The organism is Pedobacter agri (assembly GCF_032678665.1).
GTDB classification, from domain to species: Bacteria; Bacteroidota; Bacteroidia; order Sphingobacteriales; family Sphingobacteriaceae; genus Pedobacter; species Pedobacter agri_A.
In genome coordinates, this window is sequence record NZ_JAVTSH010000003.1 from 48,460 (window position 1) to 69,597 (window position 21,138).

General features: G+C 37.3%; 17 protein-coding genes and 1 pseudogene. 2 read left to right on the forward strand and 16 right to left on the reverse strand.

Going from position 1 to position 21,138, the window contains the following annotated elements:
- Positions 1-98: 98 nt before the first annotated feature.
- The gene (locus R2Q70_RS06670; RefSeq protein ID WP_316806863.1) at positions 99-4,733 is read left to right on the forward strand and encodes a DUF2341 domain-containing protein; all 4,635 of its coding nucleotides are present in this window, start codon (positions 99-101) and stop codon (positions 4,731-4,733) included.
- A gap of 12 nt (positions 4,734-4,745) precedes the next feature.
- Complete coding sequence (locus tag R2Q70_RS06675; RefSeq protein ID WP_316806864.1) at positions 4,746-4,991, forward strand: hypothetical protein; 246 nt, start codon at positions 4,746-4,748, stop codon at positions 4,989-4,991.
- 30 nt (positions 4,992-5,021) lie between these two features.
- Here R2Q70_RS06675 and R2Q70_RS06680 read toward each other — a convergent pair whose 3' ends face one another.
- From R2Q70_RS06680 to R2Q70_RS06755, 16 genes and pseudogenes are all read right to left on the reverse strand, one after another.
- The gene (locus tag R2Q70_RS06680; protein ID WP_316806865.1) at positions 5,022-5,570 is read right to left on the reverse strand and encodes a WcaF family extracellular polysaccharide biosynthesis acetyltransferase; all 549 of its coding nucleotides are present in this window, start codon (positions 5,568-5,570) and stop codon (positions 5,022-5,024) included.
- A 21-nt stretch (positions 5,571-5,591) separates the two neighbouring features.
- Positions 5,592-6,152, reverse strand: coding sequence for an exosortase Y (gene xrtY, locus R2Q70_RS21895; protein WP_410478358.1), 561 nt, complete (start codon positions 6,150-6,152; stop codon positions 5,592-5,594).
- Positions 6,145-6,999 carry a glycosyltransferase family 2 protein gene (locus tag R2Q70_RS06685; protein ID WP_316806866.1) on the reverse strand — a complete coding sequence of 285 codons (855 nt, stop codon included), beginning with the start codon at positions 6,997-6,999 and terminating at the stop codon, positions 6,145-6,147. The genes xrtY and R2Q70_RS06685 overlap by 8 nt, the downstream gene beginning before the upstream one ends.
- A 48-nt stretch (positions 7,000-7,047) precedes the next feature.
- Entirely contained in the window at positions 7,048-8,226 is a 1,179-nt protein-coding gene (locus tag R2Q70_RS06690; RefSeq protein WP_316806867.1) for an XrtY-associated glycosyltransferase XYAG1, read from the reverse strand.
- Positions 8,227-8,273: 47 nt separating this feature from the next.
- Positions 8,274-9,713 carry an exosortase Y-associated Wzy-like protein gene (locus R2Q70_RS06695; protein WP_316806868.1) on the reverse strand — a complete coding sequence of 480 codons (1,440 nt, stop codon included), beginning with the start codon at positions 9,711-9,713 and terminating at the stop codon, positions 8,274-8,276.
- The gene (locus R2Q70_RS06700; protein ID WP_316806869.1) at positions 9,710-10,912 is read right to left on the reverse strand and encodes a glycosyltransferase family 4 protein; all 1,203 of its coding nucleotides are present in this window, start codon (positions 10,910-10,912) and stop codon (positions 9,710-9,712) included. Before R2Q70_RS06700 ends, R2Q70_RS06695 begins: the two co-directional genes overlap by 4 nt.
- Positions 10,913-11,102: 190 nt before the next feature.
- A complete protein-coding gene (locus R2Q70_RS06705; RefSeq protein WP_316806870.1) occupies positions 11,103-11,948 on the reverse strand; it encodes an acyltransferase in 846 nt (281 codons plus the stop codon).
- Positions 11,949-12,069: 121 nt separating this feature from the next.
- Positions 12,070-12,821: pseudogene (locus R2Q70_RS21900) on the reverse strand (FkbM family methyltransferase).
- Positions 12,808-14,100, reverse strand: coding sequence for a glycosyltransferase (locus R2Q70_RS06720; protein ID WP_316806872.1), 1,293 nt, complete (start codon positions 14,098-14,100; stop codon positions 12,808-12,810). Before R2Q70_RS06720 ends, R2Q70_RS21900 begins: the two are co-directional and overlap by 14 nt.
- Entirely contained in the window at positions 14,097-15,317 is a 1,221-nt protein-coding gene (locus tag R2Q70_RS06725) for a hypothetical protein (RefSeq protein WP_316806873.1), read from the reverse strand. The genes R2Q70_RS06720 and R2Q70_RS06725 overlap by 4 nt, the downstream gene beginning before the upstream one ends.
- A gap of 3 nt (positions 15,318-15,320) precedes the next feature.
- Positions 15,321-16,352 carry a glycosyltransferase family 4 protein gene (locus R2Q70_RS06730; protein ID WP_316806874.1) on the reverse strand — a complete coding sequence of 344 codons (1,032 nt, stop codon included), beginning with the start codon at positions 16,350-16,352 and terminating at the stop codon, positions 15,321-15,323.
- Complete coding sequence (locus R2Q70_RS06735) at positions 16,343-17,347, reverse strand: glycosyltransferase family 2 protein (protein ID WP_316806875.1); 1,005 nt, start codon at positions 17,345-17,347, stop codon at positions 16,343-16,345. Before R2Q70_RS06735 ends, R2Q70_RS06730 begins: the two co-directional genes overlap by 10 nt.
- Positions 17,334-18,308, reverse strand: a complete 975-nt coding sequence (locus R2Q70_RS06740; protein WP_316806876.1) for a glycosyltransferase family 2 protein — start codon at positions 18,306-18,308, stop codon at positions 17,334-17,336. Before R2Q70_RS06740 ends, R2Q70_RS06735 begins: the two co-directional genes overlap by 14 nt.
- Entirely contained in the window at positions 18,290-19,114 is an 825-nt protein-coding gene (locus tag R2Q70_RS06745; RefSeq protein WP_316806877.1) for a hypothetical protein, read from the reverse strand. The genes R2Q70_RS06740 and R2Q70_RS06745 overlap by 19 nt, the downstream gene beginning before the upstream one ends.
- A gap of 114 nt (positions 19,115-19,228) precedes the next feature.
- The gene (locus R2Q70_RS06750) at positions 19,229-20,221 is read right to left on the reverse strand and encodes an acyltransferase (protein ID WP_316806878.1); all 993 of its coding nucleotides are present in this window, start codon (positions 20,219-20,221) and stop codon (positions 19,229-19,231) included.
- Complete coding sequence (locus tag R2Q70_RS06755; protein ID WP_316806879.1) at positions 20,208-21,134, reverse strand: glycosyltransferase; 927 nt, start codon at positions 21,132-21,134, stop codon at positions 20,208-20,210. Before R2Q70_RS06755 ends, R2Q70_RS06750 begins: the two co-directional genes overlap by 14 nt.
- Positions 21,135-21,138 lie beyond the last annotated feature (4 nt).

Genomic DNA, 21,138 nt, shown 5'->3' on the forward strand with positions numbered 1-21,138 from the left:
GCACAGTGTCCTATATGACGTCTGGGACGCCTGGATCCAGAACCTTCACGATTCAATTTCTGTCTGTTAGGTGGGATGCAACTGCAACTGACGGTAGGATGTCGTTTCAAATCAGATTATATGAATCAAATGGATCCATTGAGTTTAATTATACTCAGGTAAATGCTAGCACCGCCCTTTCTAATCCAAGTGCTTCAATTGGTATCAATGGACCAAATGCAGGAACGTTTAGGTCGGTAACTTCTGCTGGCGTACTTACGACAACCGAGACCAGCAACATTAATACGAGGCCTGCTAGTAATCAGAGGTTTACATTTGTTCCGACTTTGCTTGCTGCTCCAGCTGCGTTGACATTTTCAAATATCAGTCAAAGCGGAATGACATTAAATTGGCAAGCGGTGGCAGATGCGACAGGTTATGCCATATACAAGTCTTCCGATGGTGGAGCAACTTTTACCTTCGAGTCAGAAGTATTAGGCGGGGTACTGTCGTATACTGCCACCGGACTTGACCCTAACACATCTTATGTTTGGCGAATATATACTGTTAGGGAAAGCATTAGTTCAACTACGTTTCGTTCCGGAATCCAGAATACCAGTTTTTTATTCGCATATCCCTTTTCTGGGAATGCACTGGATGTGGCTGGTAGCAATAACAACGGAACACCCCAACCTTTTTCAGGAAGTCCTGCAACTCTTAGCACAGACAGATTTGGAAATGCAAATAGTGCGTATTCATTTGATGGAGTTGATGATTACATTAGTACATCAACCTCTATGAATGGGCCGCAAGTTTTTTCCATTAGTATTTGGTTTAAATCAGGGGTTGCTGGGGGCAAACTAATTGGCTTCGGTAGTAATCAAACGGGATCTAGCGGAAGTTATGATCGACAATTGTACATTGGTAGTGATGGAAAGCTGTATTTTGGCGTTTATCCGGGTAGCGTGGTGACTATTCCATCTATTAATCCTGTAATTGACAATAAATGGCACAATGCTATTGCGATGATGTCCAGCACTGGTATGAAACTCTATGTTGATGGGGTATTGCAGGGAACCAATCCGAATACAGTTGCGCAGTCATATTCCGGGTTTTGGCGAATAGGATACGATAACACCAATGGCTGGACAAATATAGCTACAAACTGGTGGTTCAATGGATCATTAGATGATATACAGATTTCTAGTTACGAGCTTTCACCTGCTGAGATCGCATCACTTAGTTCTTCAGCATATACTAACTATGGTTATACTTTGCCGGTAACCTTAAATACTTCAGGTATCATCTCAGGTACTCAAGTGAATTTTCCTTACTTGATATCTATTGTTGACGATAATTTAAAACTATCCGGTGATTGTGATTTAAGTGCACCCACTCCAGTCTTTGGAAAAGTCACTTCATCCACAGGTAACGATATATCGTTCACTGATGAGTTTGGTGCTGCACTCAGCTACGATATAGAAAAATATGTGCCTGCAACAGGATCGCTTCTGGTGTGGGTTAAACTTCCATTTGTTTCTGGATCAGCTAATAAAAAGTTAAATATTTTGATTGGTAATCCCTCAGCTCCTGCAAATGTATCTTCTAATACTTGGACAGCTGATTATAAGGCAGTTTTTCATTTTAACGAATCTACTTATTCCGGCTCAACAGTTGATGCTACAACCACAGCACTTGTCGGAACAGCATCGAATATGAATGCATCTAATCTCATTACTAGTGGTAAGGTCGGGAATGCTTACACTTACAATGGAAGTAATCAACAGATAAGTGTGGCTGCAAGCCCTGTATATGCCGTTACTGGCACATCTTATACAATTTCTGCTTGGATCAATCTTTCCGGAGCTGCAAATGATCAAAAGGTGGTTACTAATCAGGAGATAGAATCTGTCTCCAATACTGACCCGGATCTTCCTGCAAAAAAAGGAGGCTATAAGATTGGACTAAATAACTTGATTCCAGAATCGGAGAACAGAAGTACTAATGGGACTACCTTCAGTAATAGAGATACTTATCCAAACGTTTCTGGTACCTCAACAAAATTGAACTTAAATAACTGGTATTATGTTCAGAGTGTTTTCAATGGAGATATTGTCACCACTTTTGTGGATGGAGTTGAGCGTCAGAGAAGAAGTAATTCCCTTCCTGCCACCTCAGGAAGAAATTTGCTTATTGGTGTTGGAGAGGGCGGAAATCTATATTGGTTTAATGGTATTATTGATGAGGTTCGCATATCTAATATTGCTAAATCTACCAATTGGCTCTTATCAGAATTCCGTAATCAGAATAATCCATCTGCGATTACGAAAGGCAGTATTGTTGCAAACCTTTCAATTGCCTCTGGTTTTCCTGGTTTAATTTACACCTTTACTGGTAACAATACCAATTTCACCACTCCTGGTAACTGGACGAATTCGATTACGAACGTATCAGGTGCACCTTCAGGAAACTTTGCTTCAATTATAATTCCTGCAGGTAAGGCACCAGTATTGTCCGCAGATCAAAGTGTCTATGCCATCTCAATCGCAAATGGTTCTTCTTTAGGTTTGCAAGGAAAAATCCTGAATGTGGGATGTAATGTGTACAACAGTGGACAAATATTGAATTCAGCAAATTCAACATTAAATTTCAATGGTAGTATACCATCACAGCAGTACTTCGGTTCTTCAGTAGTGACTACCTTAGACAATTTATCTATAAACAATAGCTCAACTGGAACAGTTAACATTAGTTCAAACAGTAGAATAGATGTTTTGAAACTGATTTCAATCACTCGCGGCACACTTAACACAACTGGGATTGGTGCGGGCGGGGTAACCCTGAAATCCACTGCTTCGTCAAATGCAAACATCGGCCCGCTGATTTCGGGGACTTCAGATATCCTCGGCAATCTCAATATTGAGTCTTGGTTTACCGGAGGATTAAACGGGAGTACGCCTTTACAAAACTACTGGCGGGGCACCCGGCTCGTTTCTACGCCGATCAATGATGCTACACTCACAACTAAAACCTATAAACAGTTGCAGTCCTCTATCATCATCACTGGTAACAATGGGGGAGGTTTTGATATCGGAAACAGTCAACGTCCTTATGCGACTACCATTACCAAATTTATAGAGTCTACTGCCACGCAATCATTTTCACCACTTACCAATATTAATAATCCAGCTCCTGCAGGGGACGGCTTCTTTTTGTTTTATCGTGGGGACCGTTCAAATTATTCAGTTTCGGGAGGTTTTGGTGTAGGAACTAAAATTGATGCGGGCAGCACTACCAACCAGATTTATGCAGTTCCTGAAAGCTTCGCGGTTACATATACCGGTCCGATCAATAAATACACGATCTCTCGTACTATCTTTAATAGTAATATTTCAGGGGATATCTATAATGGCTACTACGCTCTGGGAAATCCCTATCCCTCCACGATCAGTTTCAGTCAGTTTTACAATAGCAATAGCGGTGTAATAGACAACTTTGTTAATATCATTAAGCCAGGTGGTGCTGTTGCTACAATGAGCGGCGGGGTATATGCGAACTGGGGTTCTAGTGCTGCAGACCACAGCTTTGATGGCTATATACAGACTGGCCAGGGATTCTACGTTAAAAAGAGTACTGCAGGAAGCGGAATAGTAAACTTTAACGAAACACATAAGCTGGCGAACATCAATGCTCCTGCACGTTTATTATCGGCCCCAGAAAACTCACTGGGAACGATGACGCTCATGAGTGCTGATAAAACCATGGGAACACCAGGCCCTAATATTTCACCGCAACCGGTGATGCGGTTGTCGATCTCAAACAAACTCAGCTATGAGGAGACAGCTCTTGTATTTGGATCTGGCAATAGTGCAGGCTTTGGCGGTTATGATGCAGTTCATAGTACGAACAATATTGTCGAACTCTCTTCAATTAGTAGTGATGGGAAAAATCTTGTGATCAATTTTCTTCCTGAGGTAGAACAGATTAGAGAGGTAAAGCTATATGTTAATAACAATGAAACGGGGGAGGTAAAAATAAATTTTACTGATCTTACTCCGGTATATGACTATAGAGTAATCCTCAGGGACAGCTATCTGGGTAAGGATATCGATGTGTTGAATAAAAACGAATATAGTTTTACAATAGATAAGTCCATTGAAGCGAGCTACGGCGCCGGAAGGCTTTCCCTGATCTTTGACAGGGAATCCCAACCTTATAAATTGCTAAGTTTCACGGCCTCGAAATCCGGCGAGTCAGCAATACTTAAATGGCATACACAGCACGAAAAGCAGACTCTGAGCTTTGATCTGGAGAAATCGGTGGACGGAGTTAACTTTGCCAGTCTGAGGATGATAAATGCCAGTTATGTCGGTTCGGCGTTCGGGGATTACAATCAGACTGATGTGAATACCAATAAGAATGTTAACTACTACCGAATAAAACAGGTTGAACCTAGCGGGCGAGTGACTTACAGCTCGATCGAGATCCTGGATTTCAGCAGGAGTGGGTTAGCGTCTCAGTCGTTCAGTGTTTATCCGACGATTGCCGAAAGACAGATTAACATTAAGCTCGACCGTTCTATACAGGACAACAAGGTCCAGGTAAGCATATATAATATGGTTGGAAGTATAGTCCTGTCAGGAAGCGGAACGGAACATACGGTTTCCCAACTTCCCTCGGGGATGTATGTGGTCGTGGTGAAGGATGTGGTCAGCGGCAACCAGATAGGTAAAAGCAAGTTTATAAGAAAGTGATAACAGGATAAGATGAGAAGTACATTTTCCAGATTTTTGATGATAGTTTGCGTGGTGGGCATGCTTTCCTTAATCTCAGCTACAGCAACGGCACAGATCATATGCGATAATCCCTCTGATCCTTTTGATTGCTACGATCCCGATGACTATCCGATAGATGATCATATTTACTATCTTATTGGGGTAATTGGATTTGTAGCCTTTGTGAGGATTAAGTGGACAAACAAAACTTTTGTAAATGCAAATGGCCCAGTTTGAAATAGGCTAGGCCATCAAGAGTCTCAAAGATTACTTTATCGATCTGTGTTTTATTTTTGTGGCCGGGTTTCCCTGGTAAATGCCAAATGCCTCTAGATCTTCTGTCGCAGTACTTCCAAATGCAAGAACTGCATGTGAATATGCTGTGACCCCTGGTGCAATATTTGATCTTGCGCCTACCCAAACACCGTTTTCAATACATATGGGTTTTGTGAAAAGATCAAATTTCTTACTAGCAAAATTGTGATTTCCGGTCATCAACATAGCCTGCTGAGATATGCAGCAATTATTCCCAATATACACCCAATCTAGATTTTCAATATAGCAATCAGCAAGCCAACTGGAGTCTCCGACTTTTAATTTCCAAGGATATTTAATGTGGATTCCTGGCTTAATCCTAACTTGATTACCAATTTGAGCCCCAAACAATCTTAATATAAAAACCAGCACTGAACTTAGAGGAATTAATTTAGATTTAAATAAGCAAACATCTGAGAAGTACCACAGAAATTGTTTCAACCATGATGCGCCGACCTTGAATTCTCCGGTGTCAAAATTTTTTTCTAATCTTACTTCCAATAATGTGGATTTAATGTGAATTTATGAGTTATGCAATTCCCTATTCGAATTTCTTTTGATCCAAAAATACAGTAGAGAGAATATACATATGTATACAAAAATGTTAAATATCTCATGGTGATATTTAAAATTTTGACGTTGTGACGTGAAAAAACTCATCAAAACTCCAAGAATTGAGATCCTTAAAACATTTAGAATATATATCGAGAGTATTCCGAGTATGAAAATTTTAATTTTGGAGATCGCCTTTGCCGGGTATGCCAGCACGAATGCCAGCAAAAAACTCATTACTCCAAGTCCTAGACATGAATAATTAATTCTCATGTAAGGTCCATCAACAATCAATATGTCACTATTATTGTGAATCGGGTAAAATCCGAATACTTTAATAATTGACACGGATGGTAAAATAATTGCCATTCTCAACCATTGTATGTAATTAAAATTTTCGGCAAACCATGGCATATAATATTTTCCATCATAGCTTGTTACACTATTCATGAAGAGATTCGCCTGACTAAATATCAGATAAAATAATAATAGGCTAACTACAAATTTTAGTGCCTTTTTATCTTTAATCATTGTTTTTTCTGAGGTTCATTATCTTTTGGTCAATAAGCTTCCTAAACCATAGCCCTTGCAAATAGTGAAATCTTCTTGCTGTCTTACTATCAAAGATACCAAATTTAAAAATCATTCTGTATCCATAATATAGATAGGGTCTCATTCCTAGGGGTAATTTCCACCATAAACGTTTGAGCCAGGCCTTTTTTTCATCCGGATTTCCCAAAAGCTTAGGTTTGATGGTTTGAATTCTGAAATTTTTACTTCGCTCAAACTCTTCTCGCGCAACTAGATCGCTGTATCGCTCATGTTTGGTAAACCAAAAGTTAATATCGTTCTCCTTCAGGTTTTCTTCGATAATATATCCTCTTTTCCATATCGATGTCTTCCCAGTAACGATAAATCGATGATCCATATTTTCATTCAGATCAGAATACCCGATTTCAGTACGAAACATTTTGAGCAGGTAAATAGGATAATAACCTCCATATTTAATCCAATGGCCTTGAAAGTAATTTTTACGATTAAAATAAATCCCGTTGATATTTTGATAAAGCCTATCATTAAAATTTTCGAGCATCTCATAAAGCTCTGGACTCACCACCTGATCAGCATCCAGACCTATTGTCCATGGAGTGTTGATTTTGAACGCCTTAAGTGCAAAATCCCACTGTCGCGGATGATTAACAAATTCGTTTACCATTACCTCTGCACCGAATTCCCTTGCAATTTTGGTAGTCTGATCGATGCTTCCGCTATCTAAAATGTTAACCTGCGCATCTAGCCCATGAATTGATGCCAAAAGACGAGGCAAATGAATCTCTTCGTTAAAGGTTAGTATGATGAAGGTAAAGTTCTTATTCATTGTTTCACTATAATCCAGGTCTTTCTGTATACAGTACTAGGTATATCGTTATGCTAAAATCCCGTAGTAAAGTTGCAAATATTTCCTAACCAAGACCTGATCTTTGAAATCGGCCCTAACAATAGTCGGAGCAGTATTTCTTATAATTTCTCTTTTATTTAAATCCAGGTAACTTGCAATTAGTTGATCTTGTATACTTTTAGTTGTAAGCTCACAAACCCAGCCCAAATTCTTATCTTGAACATAATCTGATAATCCAACCTGTTTAGAAATCAAAACAGGGGTTCCGACACTTAAACTTTCAATAACCACATTGGCAAAATTCTCATTGAACGAAGTCAGTACAAGTAAATCATGTACTGACATCAGTTCAAACTTACTTCCGTTACCTATTGGTCCCAGCCAATCAATTTGTTGTTGAATCTCCAGTACTTTAGCTTTTAACTTTAAACTTTCTATATATTTTTCTTCTCCTCCTCCAGCAATTGTTAAACTCCATGGGAATTCAAGGAGGCTTAATACATCAAACAGAAATTCTAATCCTTTTTTTTCTTCGATACGAGATAAGAAAATCAATTTGAAGAGATTGCTGTCAACACTCTTCGATTTGCATTCTTCCGCTTTTGCAATATTTACCAAATTGGCAATCACATGAATACTTTTAGGTTTGACAATGTTTAGTATCTCTATCTTTTCTTGCTCACTTGTTGCATGTATGTGGCATTTTTCGAGAAGTCTTTTTCCAATCAATTTGTGAATGATAATCTTGGCAATTGAATTTCTATTATTTTGGCTATAGGAGGTTAACATTCCTCTGGGAGATAAGACAATAGTCATCTTCTGCAATACGGCAATTAGGCAACTTAAAACAGAAACGAGATTCCACCACGCATGGATGTGAATGATTATCTTTTCATTGTCAGGTTGTGGCTCTTTGACCGTTCGCCATAATCTCAATAATAATCCTGGCGATAAATGGCTATGATCTTTAGTCCATCTTTTGAAATACGTTACTAAAACGTCATCAACAAGAACAGGTTTATCTGATTGCACGTTAAGCTCATTATTGCCATTAGCCGATGTCGTCAAAACGATGATACTATTCTCAGGCTCTCCACGTTCTGAATCAGTCTTTTGTAATGCCTCGCATAGTTTTCCCACACTTTGTATCGGGCCTCCGTAGGTGTATGCTGGCTTATAGGAAGCTGTGATGTGGATAATCTTCATTAGTTAGTGATATGTAATAGAACTACTGGGAAGCGAATAGATCTTGCTTAAGTTAGAAATTGCTCCTTTTTTAAAGCAAATCTAGGCATCAATATTTTCAACACGATTAACAACTTACAAAGTGCAATCATAATCAGAGCACTGTAAAAAAAGTTATTGATCATAAACTCAAAATTATTGCCCCGCCACATCTGTTGAAACAAACTGTTAAAAACGATCACACAACCCAATTCATAACTGCCAAACAATTCTTCGCCCAAATTGCACATGCTTTGCATAATAATACCATAAAGCAGCATGGTGAAAAACACGCCTGGAATGCCCCAGCTTAAATAAGCATCAACAATAGGCCGCGTTTTGGCAGAAACATTCGAATATCTACTCACAACTCCTGCTTCATAAACCCTGGCCATCGAAACTTCCTCCATATTAGGTTTGTTTCTCCAGAAGATTCGTGGAATCAGTGCCTCAAACGAATCAGCTAAAATTTCCGAACCGTAGTAATCCCGGTGTGCCGGCACATACTTTACAAACTTGGTAAACATGTCCATTTCACTCAACCTATTGGTTAAAAAGGTCCAGTTGGTTTCTTCAATCACTTCCTGGTTTTCATTGCCAAGCAGGGTTTCAAAAGCTTCTGTTCTGGCCTCTTCTGCCGAAACATCGCCAGACCAAGATTGCCTGACAACAGTGTTATAAGTAGGTAAAAAATAAAGCAAAATATACGCGATGGGAATAGATCCCCAGATAATCACTTTTTTATAATAAGGTAGAAACAGGCAGCTTAATATGATGATGTTAATAATAATGGGTTCTTTGTAGCCACTCAAACTGGCGTTTAAAAAATTCCCGATAAAGATGAACGATCCAACCATCAAATAATTCAATTTTTTTTTCTGGATGCCCCGAACCAATAACACAGCGCCACAACTAACCGCTACAGCAATAATAGGATAGGCAACCTGTAATAAACCTGGGATATATTGGCAAATAAAACCGATAACATAACTGATTAAGCTTAAACCAATTAAATAGTTATGATTGGTGAATGTAGCATAGTTTTTCACTACCGTGGGTTCATTCTTGATTTTATAAATGATTCCGGTTACAATCGCCGCATGGGCTAAAAGGCACATGCGCTGACATTGTGCAATTAAATAGGTTTGTTCCGATCCCTGAAATTTCAAACCCTGCTGCACTTCGGTCAGATATCGATAGCCCAGGTGGTCCATAAAGTAAAAAATGGAGGTGCAGCACATAAAACCTGCAAAGATGAATTGCGTTAAAAATATGGGACGCATAATCTGCCGGTAAATGGGTAAATCGGTTTTAAAATAAACGGATGGCGAAAACCAGGTCCAGTAGAAAATAAAAAAAGAACCCAGCCAGGCAATCAGGTAAGAAATTGTGGGTAGCCCGCTAAAAAGATAAGCCAGCACTACCGGTAGGTAAAGTGGGACTATCGTTTTTGATTTTTCTTGCCTCATAGTTTATTTATCGCTTCCATAATTGCTTCCACTTGCAATTTAAAACTCCATTGCTTTATTTTTTCAGCAGATCTTTTACCCATTTCTGCTAATGCAGCCTGATCCTCTACCAAAATTTTCAAGTTAACCAATAAATCATTTTCATCCTGAGCCTTAAAGATATATCCATTTTTGCCAATTTCCACCAGGTCTATTCCACATCCAACACGGTCAGATATCAACACAGCTTTAACCGCAGCCATTGCTTCATTAACAGCAAGTCCCCAGGTTTCTCCCGGCCCTTTTGAAGGCAAGCAGAATAAATCACAAGCCTGATAAATCACGGGCATTTCGCTTTGGTTTTTAAAATCCAAAAAATGAATCCTTTCTTTCGTTGATGAATCTTGTCCCCCTTTGGAGGGGGCAGGGGGAGGATTTGTGAAGGATTTTACCACACTCTTTAAATTTTCCTCCAACTCCCCATTACCCACAAATAATAAGTGAACATCATCCGCATTCAATTCCAAAAAAGCTTGCAATAGTAGGTCTGGACTTTTTTTTCTTTCCAACTTTCCTGCAAATAATACTAATATTTCACCGTCTACAATGCCTAATCTATTCCGTAAAGTTTGAGCCTCATCAAACCGATACGTCCCAAATCGGTGGTTATCAACAGCATGTGGGGCAAAAATCAATTGTTCCTTTGAAAGCCCGGCTGCCCGGAAGTAATCAAAATTCTGCCGGCCAACATAAAATGCTAAATCTACATTTTTATAAACCATTGCCAGTGAAAATTTTCTGAGAAGTTTCTTCCAGTAAGGTTGCCGGTCCAGTAAGGTGCTATCGCCTCTAAACCATACCGGAATTTTACGGTGAAAGTACCGCATCACTTTTAGATGGCTGGAATATGCCCAGCCATAAATTAATAGGGCATCTGGTTTAAATGCATTTATTTTGCTGATGAGATCAGGATTTATGATGCCTTTGTAATGATGACTGCCAGGATTTTTAGAAACATTTTCGATAAATTCATGTGGATATCCTTCCAATAAAGGAATGTCCCAGATGATGTTTTGTTTAAAACCCTGGTCAGTTTGATTTTCGGAACCAAGCGTGTAAAAAACCATCAAATCAATATCGTGATTTGCAGCGATCAGTTTAAATACCGGCGCATAATATTGAATAGGATGCGAACAAATGATGGAGAGTTTTTTAGCCATCAACAGAAGATTTTCGTTTATTCAAAAATGAATGTGATAAGTGAAGCAGGTAACTCTATAAGTCTATAAAAAACATAGCTTACTAAGATAGAGGTAAATAATGCTACGATGATAACGGCTATTCTGGCTTCAATGCTTTCAAAAAAATTAATACTGAAGTTGATTATTTTACCACCAATTGGCACATGAATTAAATAGAAAGAGTATGATATTTTACCCATCCATGTAAATTAGGTCTTTTTTTGCGATTTTGAACCAACAATAAAATCAGCCAGGTAAATGTCGATGCATAAAATTCAACTCTTGAAAATGTAAACCATATTATAACGATTAACGAAAGTTCTGCAAAGGTGCTTAGCTTCGTTGACCATTGCTTGATTTTTCTGAAATATAAAATAATGCCTAAAATAAAATAAGGTAAAAAATGAAAAATAAATCCAGCCGACTTTATGAAATAAGCTGAAACCAGTAGCAGTACTAAAATAGAAATTTGAACATATTTTTTAGTTCTATGAAGCATGGGAAATAATAATTCCATTAATAAATAAAATTGAAATTCGATAGCTAATGTCCAAAAAACCGGATTAAGCCATCCATGTCCGAAAAAGCCATTTAAGTATCCTAAATGGAGTAAAAGGTTGAAATAATTAATGTTAAAATCTTCTCCTCTATAATAAGGGGAAAGCGTTCCTAGATAATTGACTGCAAGAACAAAAAAGATTGCCGCCAAGTACGGTGGCTCAATTCTCAATAATCTTTTAAGCATGAAATGCTTAAATGTTTTATAATGGTAGTGACTTCGGTCAAGTGAATAAGGAATTATAAATCCAGAAAGAATAAAAAATATTTCAACGCTCGTCCACCCGATACTGCCAATCTGCTTTAGCCAGTTGCCATGATCAAGAAAATGTGAATTGCCGTTAGTGAAATGAAACAGACAAACCAGGAGTGCTGCAATTCCTCGTAAAAAATCTACTGAATATAGCCTTTCCAACCTCGAAGGCTTTTCAAAAAATATATCCTTAGATAGCTTCATTAAAAACATGAAAAGATTTAGCCGCTTTTACTTTGGCAGTAACGGTTTCTAAATCGCGGATATAAATGGTATTGAAATTCCCATAGCGATCCAGTTCTTTTAAAGAACGTTCAAATGGTTGTTAGCTATAGGGTTTGAAATTCTTGGCTAATAATTTCGAATGGATCTCATGGTCGCTATAACCATATTTGCCACCACTTCCATTTAATTCTATGATAATCGTCTTTAATTTCTCATCATCTAATATTTTTTCGCCACCATTTAAAATCTCTGTTTCGAATCCTTCCACATCTATTTTCATTAGTGTGGGCTGATCGTTCGGATAATAACTGCTCGAATCTGTTACAGGCACTTCAATATAACTGGTTTCCTTTTCATCAGCAGCAATCACATGATTGGTCGTGTCTTCGTTTGCCGAAAATTTAAGTATTCCAGGTTGGCTTCCAATACCTTGTTCTCTAATTTGACTAGATCATCAAGACGATTTAATTCCATATTTTTTTGTAAAATACTGAAGGTTTCTGGTAAAGGCTCAAAACTGAGGCTTTTTGCGCCGCCAACACCTGACGCCAATATCATATATGATCCTACATTAGCGCCAATATCAAAAAATACATATTCGGGTTTCAAAAAATGAAGTAGGAAACCCATATCGTGAAACTCATGCAAGCCCGTATAAATGTTTCCGTTTACGCCTGTCAAACCTTTTTTTGCCAGAAAACGGGTGTTGCCGATAAATTTAACCGGCTGTAAATCCTTTTTAAGCAATAACCTTATTTGCCAAGTTATAAATTTACAGTATGCCCTAAACAAGGGTTTTTGAGCCAGAGGATGCTGATTGATAAATCCGAAAGCTCGTTTAATGGATTGCATTTAATACTTCATTGAAAAGTTTGCACTGTTTTTCTGTCATGGTTTTTGCAGAATATGCTGCAATTGCATTATGATTCAGCGCTGATATGGTATTTACTTTTTTAGCGGTGTCCTCAAGAAATTGATAAATCCTGCCAACTGATTCCATCTGCCTGTTCAGATCCGCAAATAGGCCAGTGTTGCATTGATCCATAATAATCTTTACGCTACTGGAAGCATTGAAAATGGCCAGAAGCGGTTTTTGAGCCAGAATGTATGGAAATATCTTCGATGCTGTATAATCAGGATCATTGGATCCTGGAACAATTAGTGCATCTGCATTCAGCAAATTATGGAGGCTTTCATAATAGGAGATCCGATCCGTTAGTTCGGTAACATAATGTTCAACTTGGTGCTGTATGGCTATCGGTTCGATCGTTTTAATTCCCGAACCAGCTTTGGCATAACTCGTCCCGATAAAATAAAACCTCAATTTATTAAATACTTCAGGTTGGGTTTTCAGACCGTTTGTAAAAGCTTTAAAAAGAAGTATGATGGCTTCTTTCATATCATGGCCAGCCCTTCCAACATATACCAGATTAACAAAACCGGCCCCTTTTTTAAAAAACAGCTGAAGCTGATCCTGATGTTGAGCAGCAATTTGAAAATCGATATCGCTCACCGAAAATGGAATAACTGCCTTTGGTATGATCCTCACATTGGGATACCGGTTTTTTAAGGTATTGATGTAGCCTGTGGAAACAGAAATCAAACCGTCAACATGCTTCATGGCCAATGGTTCAAGGTATTTATTCAACCGATAAGAAAACCAATGTTTTTTAGGCCTTTGATGTTTAGGTTTATCCTGATAATATTCGGAATGCCATGGGTCTTGCATGTCGATGACATAAGGAATGTTGAATTTCTTTTTCCAATAACTGCCCAGAATAAGGACTGGGAATTGCGTCGTGGAAAAGTAAATCAGATCAAACTGCTCCGTTTTTAAGAGATGATTAACATATTTCCTGTAGAAAAGCAGTGATCTTAGGGCAATACTGCCCAATCCAATTTTAGTGGTCCACTTTTTCGGAAAGGCTGCCACACGATGCAATTTGGTGTTTTTTGGTATACTGGACGATAAAAGGTTGTCTTTAACCATGTCGCTAAAACGATCCTCAACACTTACAACATCGGCATTCCAGCCAAACTGCTTCAAATAAGGTAAACTCGTGCGAACGCGTTGCATATCTGCAGCATTACTGGGAGCAAAGTAGGGCGAAATAATCAGAACTCTTTTCAAATACCCAAAGTTTTACTGACAATGGAGATGAATTTTTCACGTTCAGTTTCCCAGTTCATAGTGGTTTGCCCCAATTCATAGTTGTGTAATTTTGTCTGATTGAGGATGTCAAGGTGGTTAACATAGTGGTTTATAGCATCGGCAAGTGCTAATGGATCATTTTTCTTAAAAAGAATTCCAACATTTGGATTTTCCTCGCAGAATAACGATTGGGCTCTGGTGTCACTAAAAATAACGGCCAACCCACTTTGTATGTAGGTGAAAATTTTATTTGTGAGACAAATATCCCTATTCAAAGGCCTGCCAATCTCTGAAGCGATGCCAATATCAAATTTTGATGCAAATGTTATAATTTCCCATGGAGCAATTGGTGGATGAAAAATAACCTGATCAGTCGATAATCCTGATTTTTTTGCTAACACGTTGAAATAATTGTGGTTCAAATCATCAGAATTCCCGAGTAAGTGGAGTTCTAAATGCACAGGGCAAAGTCCCATTGCTGTAATTATAGCTTCAATACCCCGATCTTTTCCTATGGTTTGTGAAAACCAAAATAGTTTTAGGGTATTTTTTTGCGTCTCAACCTTTTCCAGTATTTGTTTTGGAAACACATTGTTGAGCAAATATGGATGGAGATAGAGATAGGTGTTTTTATATTTCTCAGCAATTAACGGACTAGCTGCGGTAAAATAATGAACGCTGGGAAAATATTTTGCTTCAATATATTTATTTAATACATAATTTGGATTATCTAAGTGCTCAAATTGAGCTGAATGCATGTCTTCCGCATCATATCCAACTTTTTTACCTCCATGTTTGGCAGCTTGGACAGCTGCCGGTAGCGCACCCAGATTGTGGGCAATGTATAAATCTGCCTTTGTTTTTTTTGCTGCTCTCACTGCGTTATAATGCGTACGGCTAATGGCGTTTTCGGCGAAATTATATTTTTTAACATACTTTGCCAGAAAATTTGAAAGTTTAAACCTTGCTCTGGATAGTAGGTAAGTGATGCGATTTGATTTAGGGCTTCCTCCGCAAAGGTGATAAACCGTAGCACTGGATTGGGTATAATGTTGGTCAAATGCTGTAGCCCAGTTTTGATAATAACAATAAACAACATTCACCTGGTAGCCTAAATTTATTAAGGTATCTACTTCCCTTACCAATCTGGGGTTGGTACTGGGCTGCCCCGTTGTAATAAAAGTGACTTTTTTCAATTCTTATTGGGTTATAGCAGTAAGGTATAAATGCTCGTACTGTTTAGCTAGTTTTGTTGAGCTAAATTTTTCAGAAGCAACATCTCTACAGGCTTTGCGGCTTATTTTATCAACTTTGTGTACAGCATTTACCATGTCTGTAACCCCATCACAAACAAAACCGTTAATACCTTCTTCAATAACTTCAGGAAGTGCACCTCTTCTAAAGCCAATCACGGGTGTTCCACAAGCCAGGGCTTCAACCATTACAATGCCAAAAGGCTCATCCCAGGTTACAGGCATGAGAAATGCCAGGGTTTTGCCAAGTAAATTATTTTTTTGTTGATCATTAACAGGCCCAACATATTTAATTTGTTCTCCATCAATAAATGGTTCAACATACGCTTTAAAATAATCCTGATGAATTTGCTCGTTAGGAATATTGCCAGCAATAATTAACTTTTTATTTGTCCGCTTTGCAACATCAATGGCAATATGTGTGCCTTTGTCTACTTGTATTCTGCCTAAGAAGAACAAAGGTGCATCTTCTGTTACAATTTGAGAAAAAGTGTAATCGTTAATGTTAACACCGTTATAGATTGTCGAAGTAGGAGTGAGCGTTCTAATTTGATTAGCAATAAAATCAGAGCAACCCGTAAAATGTAGCGAATTTTTTCTGCTAAGCTTTATAGCTTTTTTAATTTGACTTAAAGTTGGCGGCAGTTGATAAGAAATAATTTTTGTTAGTTTGCTTGGCATAAGCAATGCAATATTACTCATTCTCCCAAAAGTGTGTACAATATCGAATTGATTAAAAATAATCTTGGCGGTAATCGCATTAATTTTAACAAAGTCTTTAAAATTAAAGTATTCACTTCCGGTGTAACTAACGAGTTTACAACCTGCAGCAGAATCAGGATGTGCAAATAAGGTGATATCGTGCCCGAAAGATTTTAATTCCTGAATCAACATGTAAACAATCCTTTCGATGCCTCCATATTTCTCAGGGGGTACAGGAATTAGCGGATTAACGATTATGGCAATTTTTAGTGACATTTTTCAGGCTTTGGATCAGAAAAAAAGCGTTTCGAAGTTTTTTCTAATAAATAAATGTAGAGATCTTTTTGAGATGCTAAATAAGCCTTCATGTTTTTAAGGTTAGCCACATTTTTAATTAGCCATTTGATAATATTGAACCAGTCTTTGAAATTAAAGAAGAAATACAGTTTATAATTTTTGAGGTAAAAAATATTGCAAAGGAAGAAATTTGCTATGGGTGTCGGTATTTGATCCCTGTATATTTTTAGTAGGTGATTAAATTTCTCTTCCCTTTTTTCGGATGCGTTTATAAAACTAGTAAGAAGCAATACTTGGTTACTCGTCCATTTTATTGAATTTTTTTCTCGGGTTGTTTCTCTTGTTATGGCGTAGTTTGCCAATGGATCATTAACCAATAAGATAGGGAAGGCATAAGTTCGCTCCCTCACTGCTTCCATAATATTAAAATCACACACGTTTGGAATTATATATTTAGATGAATCTTTCGATCTAAACATCATGGCACCATTTGAATGTAATGCGCCCATGGCTTGTAGGTCATTTGGTTCTAAAAATAATGTGTCCTGTTTATCTATTGGCCATACAGTTGTATTTGTGTTTTCCCAAAAGCCTTCAATGGTTTCTTTCCAAACAAACATATTAGTCCAGGCCATATTGACATGATGATTCTTTTCTAAAGTATCGATCATTCTTTGCAAAAAGGTTTCCTCCCACCAATTATCATCTTCAAGTATAGAGATGAATGTTTCCTGGCAAGGTTCAAAAGCAAGATTAAAACTTTTGGTGGCTCCTAAATTTGAGTTATGGTTTTTGACAACAAATCGGTTATCATTTAGTGATTTGATGTATTGCTCTGGAAATAAGTCGTTTGGGTCGTCGTTGTGTACATCACAGGTCCAGTCGCAAAAAGTTTGATTGCATAAACTTTGAATTGCTCTAGGTAAAAGGGATGGTCGTTTGTAGGTAAACAAATAGATTTTACAAAGCGCCATTATTTTTCATTAAGATTTTTTTTATTCTTTTTGTTAGTTTCCAGCCTAAAATACCAACTACAAATTTAGTGGCTCCCCCTGATGGAAAAGTAATTTTTGTGCCACCAAGTGCACTAACCTTATCCTCTGCTGTGCTTATCAAAGCCGGGAAATGTGGATAAAAATCAAATACAAAGTTTTGAAAACTATCAGCTGCAACTTGTCGAACCCGATTGCTACTTTCAAATTTTAAAAGGTTATTAGTTCCCTTTTCTATAGATGAAAAAGCTGATTTAGCCGCTTCATAACTTTTAATTGATGACAAAGATTTCTCTACACCACTTCGATAATATACTATTGCGTCATCAACAAAAGAAATGGAATCTGCATGCAAAATTACCCGTATAAAAAATTCAAAGTCATTGATTAAGCTCAAGGTCTCATCCCATAAACCCGAATCTTCCAAAATTTGGCGAGGAATTAACCAAAGCGCACATTGAAGCATCACTTGTTTGCCACTCATTGATAAGACCAGCCAGTCGATAGGCTTTGACTCGTCAACTGAATTTCTTATAATCGGTTGTGAATCGTTTATATTCTTATAAAACCTTTTCCACGAAGCACCTATAATTTGGTTTGTTTTGCCAGCTAATTTTTTTACTTGTAATTCAATAAAATCTTTAGAAAGTAGATCATCTGCATCCATAAATTTTATTAGCGATCCGGTTGAGTGCCGAAATGCGAGATTAGCTGCTGCACACTGCCCCCTGTTTTCGGTATGAATAATTTTAATTCTTGAGTCGTTCAAATTATCCAATAAAGATTTAGTTTCATCAGTCGATCCGTCATTTACAATAACCAATTCAAAATGCTGATAGGATTGGCTAAGTACTGAATCTATTGCATGTAGAATATACTGTGCTGCATTATATGCAGGCATGCAAATAGAAACTAACGCTTGTGTTAAAAGAATTTTCTCCATGCAAGGTTAAAATATTCTTTTTTTGAGGTAGATACGTAATGGTGTAAACCGCTAGGCTCATTTAATTCCTTTTGACTTGGATTTACGATATAAGCGGCGGGTGGTAGGGCAATGCATTTTTGTTTAGCCACAATCATTGCAGACAGGGCCTGTTCTAAATAGTAGGTTTTTCCTTCTTTTTCCTCCAGTTGCTCAATCCAGCTTTCAATTTCGTTCCAGTTTATTGTTGCTGATTTTATTCCCAAAACCCCTACATTTAATAACTTTGGAATGGATGACCCAGATAAATCTTCCATTAATGCATTAGAATACCCGTAAGATTCTTCACAATCGATCATGTGAATCGGTGCTGTCGGTTTTTTAAGCCATTTGATAAGCTCTATCGGGTTACTCCAAAACAACATATCCGAATCAAGAACCAATTTCCATTCTTTGCCATTATCAACATGTACATCCGTTAGTTTACGGATATGTGGGTAGGTATATCTTTTTTCCCATATTCTTTTGAAAACGCTTTCCGGCATTATTTTTTTTAGGTAAGCTTCAGTATCAGCATTAAAACGAATATGTGCATTAGGCAGCAATTTGTGTACCTTTTCTATTAAAGCATTATTAAAGCTACCATCATCTATTAGGATAAAATTAAACTTCTCATCTGTATTTCTAGTTAACGAAGTAATACAGAAAAGAGTTTGATACAAATATTTCTCCCCAGTAAGAAAATAAACAGGCAAACCTTCGGGATATGATATTACAGGCTTTAATTCTAATGATGCTTTTATCATGAGTCTTTGATTTTTTTGCATTTTCAAATAAGCAAAGTAACCACCAAAAGAACTTACTCTGTTAAAAAATGATTTTGGGTATCTGTATAAGATGTTAATGATGTATTGTATCAAATTATTGGCTATTGATCAATGTTATTTTATTAATTTCTTTTTTCCATAGTTTATAGCTGGCTGCTCTATAAAAGTATAAAGTCCCCATGCAAATAGGCTGATTACAACAAATACACAAAAGTCGTGTATCATATTATAAAATGGAACAGTTTGGGCCCGATCACTTTCAAACAAGCCGAGAATAAAAACACCAATCGGTATATGGATTAAGTAAATGGAGTAAGAATGATTACCTAATTTAGAAAAAAAACTTCTTTTAAGGGGATATTTAATGCTTAGATAAAGTAGGGTTATCGTTATTGCTGTTGCAATCAGATGCTCAGGTTTATCAGTATGCTTGACGAATAACGAATAGCCATTTACAATAAATAATAAACCAAAATTTACACCTTTTTCTAAGTTAGTTGCTTTGAAAAAATAATAAACTGATATACCCAAACCGAAGGCAGGCCAATGATCAAGAAAAAAGAACAAGCTATAGTCTTGCTTTACAGCAAATGCAGAAGCGATTGAGATTGCTAATATAAAGTACAAAAGATACTTTTTGTTTAAAAACATACCCAAGCCAATTAGTAGATAAAATGCCACTTCGCAGGTTAATGACCAGTATACCCAGTTAATTGTTTCAATTCTTGAAAAAGGAGCAGTACCTAATGTAATATTGGCAATAATCGCAGTTAAGCTCTTTGGCAAGTTGTGTACCGAGTTTGTTCCAAGGTATACCTTCTGAAAAACGGCACTAAGTAAAACGATGATTAAACTAAACCAATAAGGTGGGAAAATTCTGCAAAAGCGTTTTGTAAAAAAAACCACAGCACCTTTTGTGTGCTCTGCAGATGCGATAATACAATAACCACTGATCACAAAAAATATTGGTACACCAAGCCAACCGTAGTTAATGGTATTTCTATACCAATTATGAATTGGAATAATGGCTTGATTTAGATGAAATAGCGTGACCATTAATGCAGCAATAAATCGTAACAGGTCGATACCGTAATTATGTGGTCTCAATTTTTTTAAAATTGGCTAATCCATTAAATGTTCCGCATGTACCCTGCCATTTGATGTAGTTGACCTCATTTTTCCATGCCCTACACTTTATCCATGATTTTAGTTTTCTAAATGGTAAGCTTAATGGCAGAATGGTTTTCCATGGACAAATATTATGTTTCAATAAAAATAATACCCATGACTCCTGGATCTGAAAGTTTAATTTAGCAAGATATTCTTTTTTTGTCCTAACTTCTGGTATAATATGTTGCAGCTGCAGCTCGGGAAAATAGCCAATGGCCCAGCCAGAATTGATGATTTCCCAAACCATTTCATTATCGCCAGAAGAACTTAATGAATTACCTTTTCGATCGGAGATAATGTTTTTACCAGCAACAATCTTCGATACATAAGTACAAATTGATGACTTTCTAAATGCCATTCCGGCACCGACAGGTGCTATGGAAGGGTAGCTTTCATTATTTGTGCAAATCTGTATGTCTTCTCCTAAATCCCTCACGGCAAGAAGATTCTCAAACATCAATGCGAGTTGATTATTGCTCCCCTCGAACATAGGTGTAATTTTTCCTCCAATAGCACCTAAGCTTGGATTCGAATTGAAAATCTGAAGAACTCGTTGCAAATAATCACGTTTTAAAATATTATCATCATCAACCATTACGATAATAGCTGATGATGCCATTGCTATTCCCTTTAATCTGGCATAGGATAAACCTGGTTCCACTTCAGTAACAACTCTTGCTCTTGGGTGCCAGGAAAGATCTATAAGTGACTCGAAACCAGAAGTTGAATTATTATCAATAACGATGATTTCCCAAAAATTAAGCTCCAATGTTTGTTCGGCAAGCGCTGTGAGAACCTGGTGTAATCTTTTTAAATCCGGATTGTAAGTGGGTATGATAACCGATATCATCTTG

Excerpts from the sequence above, each read along its gene's own strand:
- R2Q70_RS06670 (WP_316806863.1), top strand. The coding sequence starts at position 99 with ATGTCGTTTCAAATCAGATTATATGAATCAAATGGATCCATTGAGTTT.
- R2Q70_RS06675 (WP_316806864.1), top strand. The coding sequence starts at position 4,746 with ATGAGAAGTACATTTTCCAGATTTTTGATGATAGTTTGCGTGGTGGGC.
- xrtY (WP_410478358.1), bottom strand. The coding sequence starts at position 6,152 with ATGATTAAAGATAAAAAGGCACTAAAATTTGTAGTTAGCCTATTATTA.
- R2Q70_RS06685 (WP_316806866.1), bottom strand. The coding sequence starts at position 6,999 with ATGAATAAGAACTTTACCTTCATCATACTAACCTTTAACGAAGAGATT.
- R2Q70_RS06690 (WP_316806867.1), bottom strand. The coding sequence starts at position 8,226 with ATGAAGATTATCCACATCACAGCTTCCTATAAGCCAGCATACACCTAC.
- R2Q70_RS06695 (WP_316806868.1), bottom strand. The coding sequence starts at position 9,713 with ATGAGGCAAGAAAAATCAAAAACGATAGTCCCACTTTACCTACCGGTA.
- R2Q70_RS06700 (WP_316806869.1), bottom strand. The coding sequence starts at position 10,912 with ATGGCTAAAAAACTCTCCATCATTTGTTCGCATCCTATTCAATATTAT.
- R2Q70_RS06705 (WP_316806870.1), bottom strand. The coding sequence starts at position 11,948 with ATGAAGCTATCTAAGGATATATTTTTTGAAAAGCCTTCGAGGTTGGAA.
- R2Q70_RS06730 (WP_316806874.1), bottom strand. The coding sequence starts at position 16,352 with ATGTCACTAAAAATTGCCATAATCGTTAATCCGCTAATTCCTGTACCC.
- R2Q70_RS06735 (WP_316806875.1), bottom strand. The coding sequence starts at position 17,347 with ATGGCGCTTTGTAAAATCTATTTGTTTACCTACAAACGACCATCCCTT.
- R2Q70_RS06740 (WP_316806876.1), bottom strand. The coding sequence starts at position 18,308 with ATGGAGAAAATTCTTTTAACACAAGCGTTAGTTTCTATTTGCATGCCT.
- R2Q70_RS06745 (WP_316806877.1), bottom strand. The coding sequence starts at position 19,114 with ATGCAAAAAAATCAAAGACTCATGATAAAAGCATCATTAGAATTAAAG.
- R2Q70_RS06755 (WP_316806879.1), bottom strand. The coding sequence starts at position 21,134 with ATGATATCGGTTATCATACCCACTTACAATCCGGATTTAAAAAGATTA.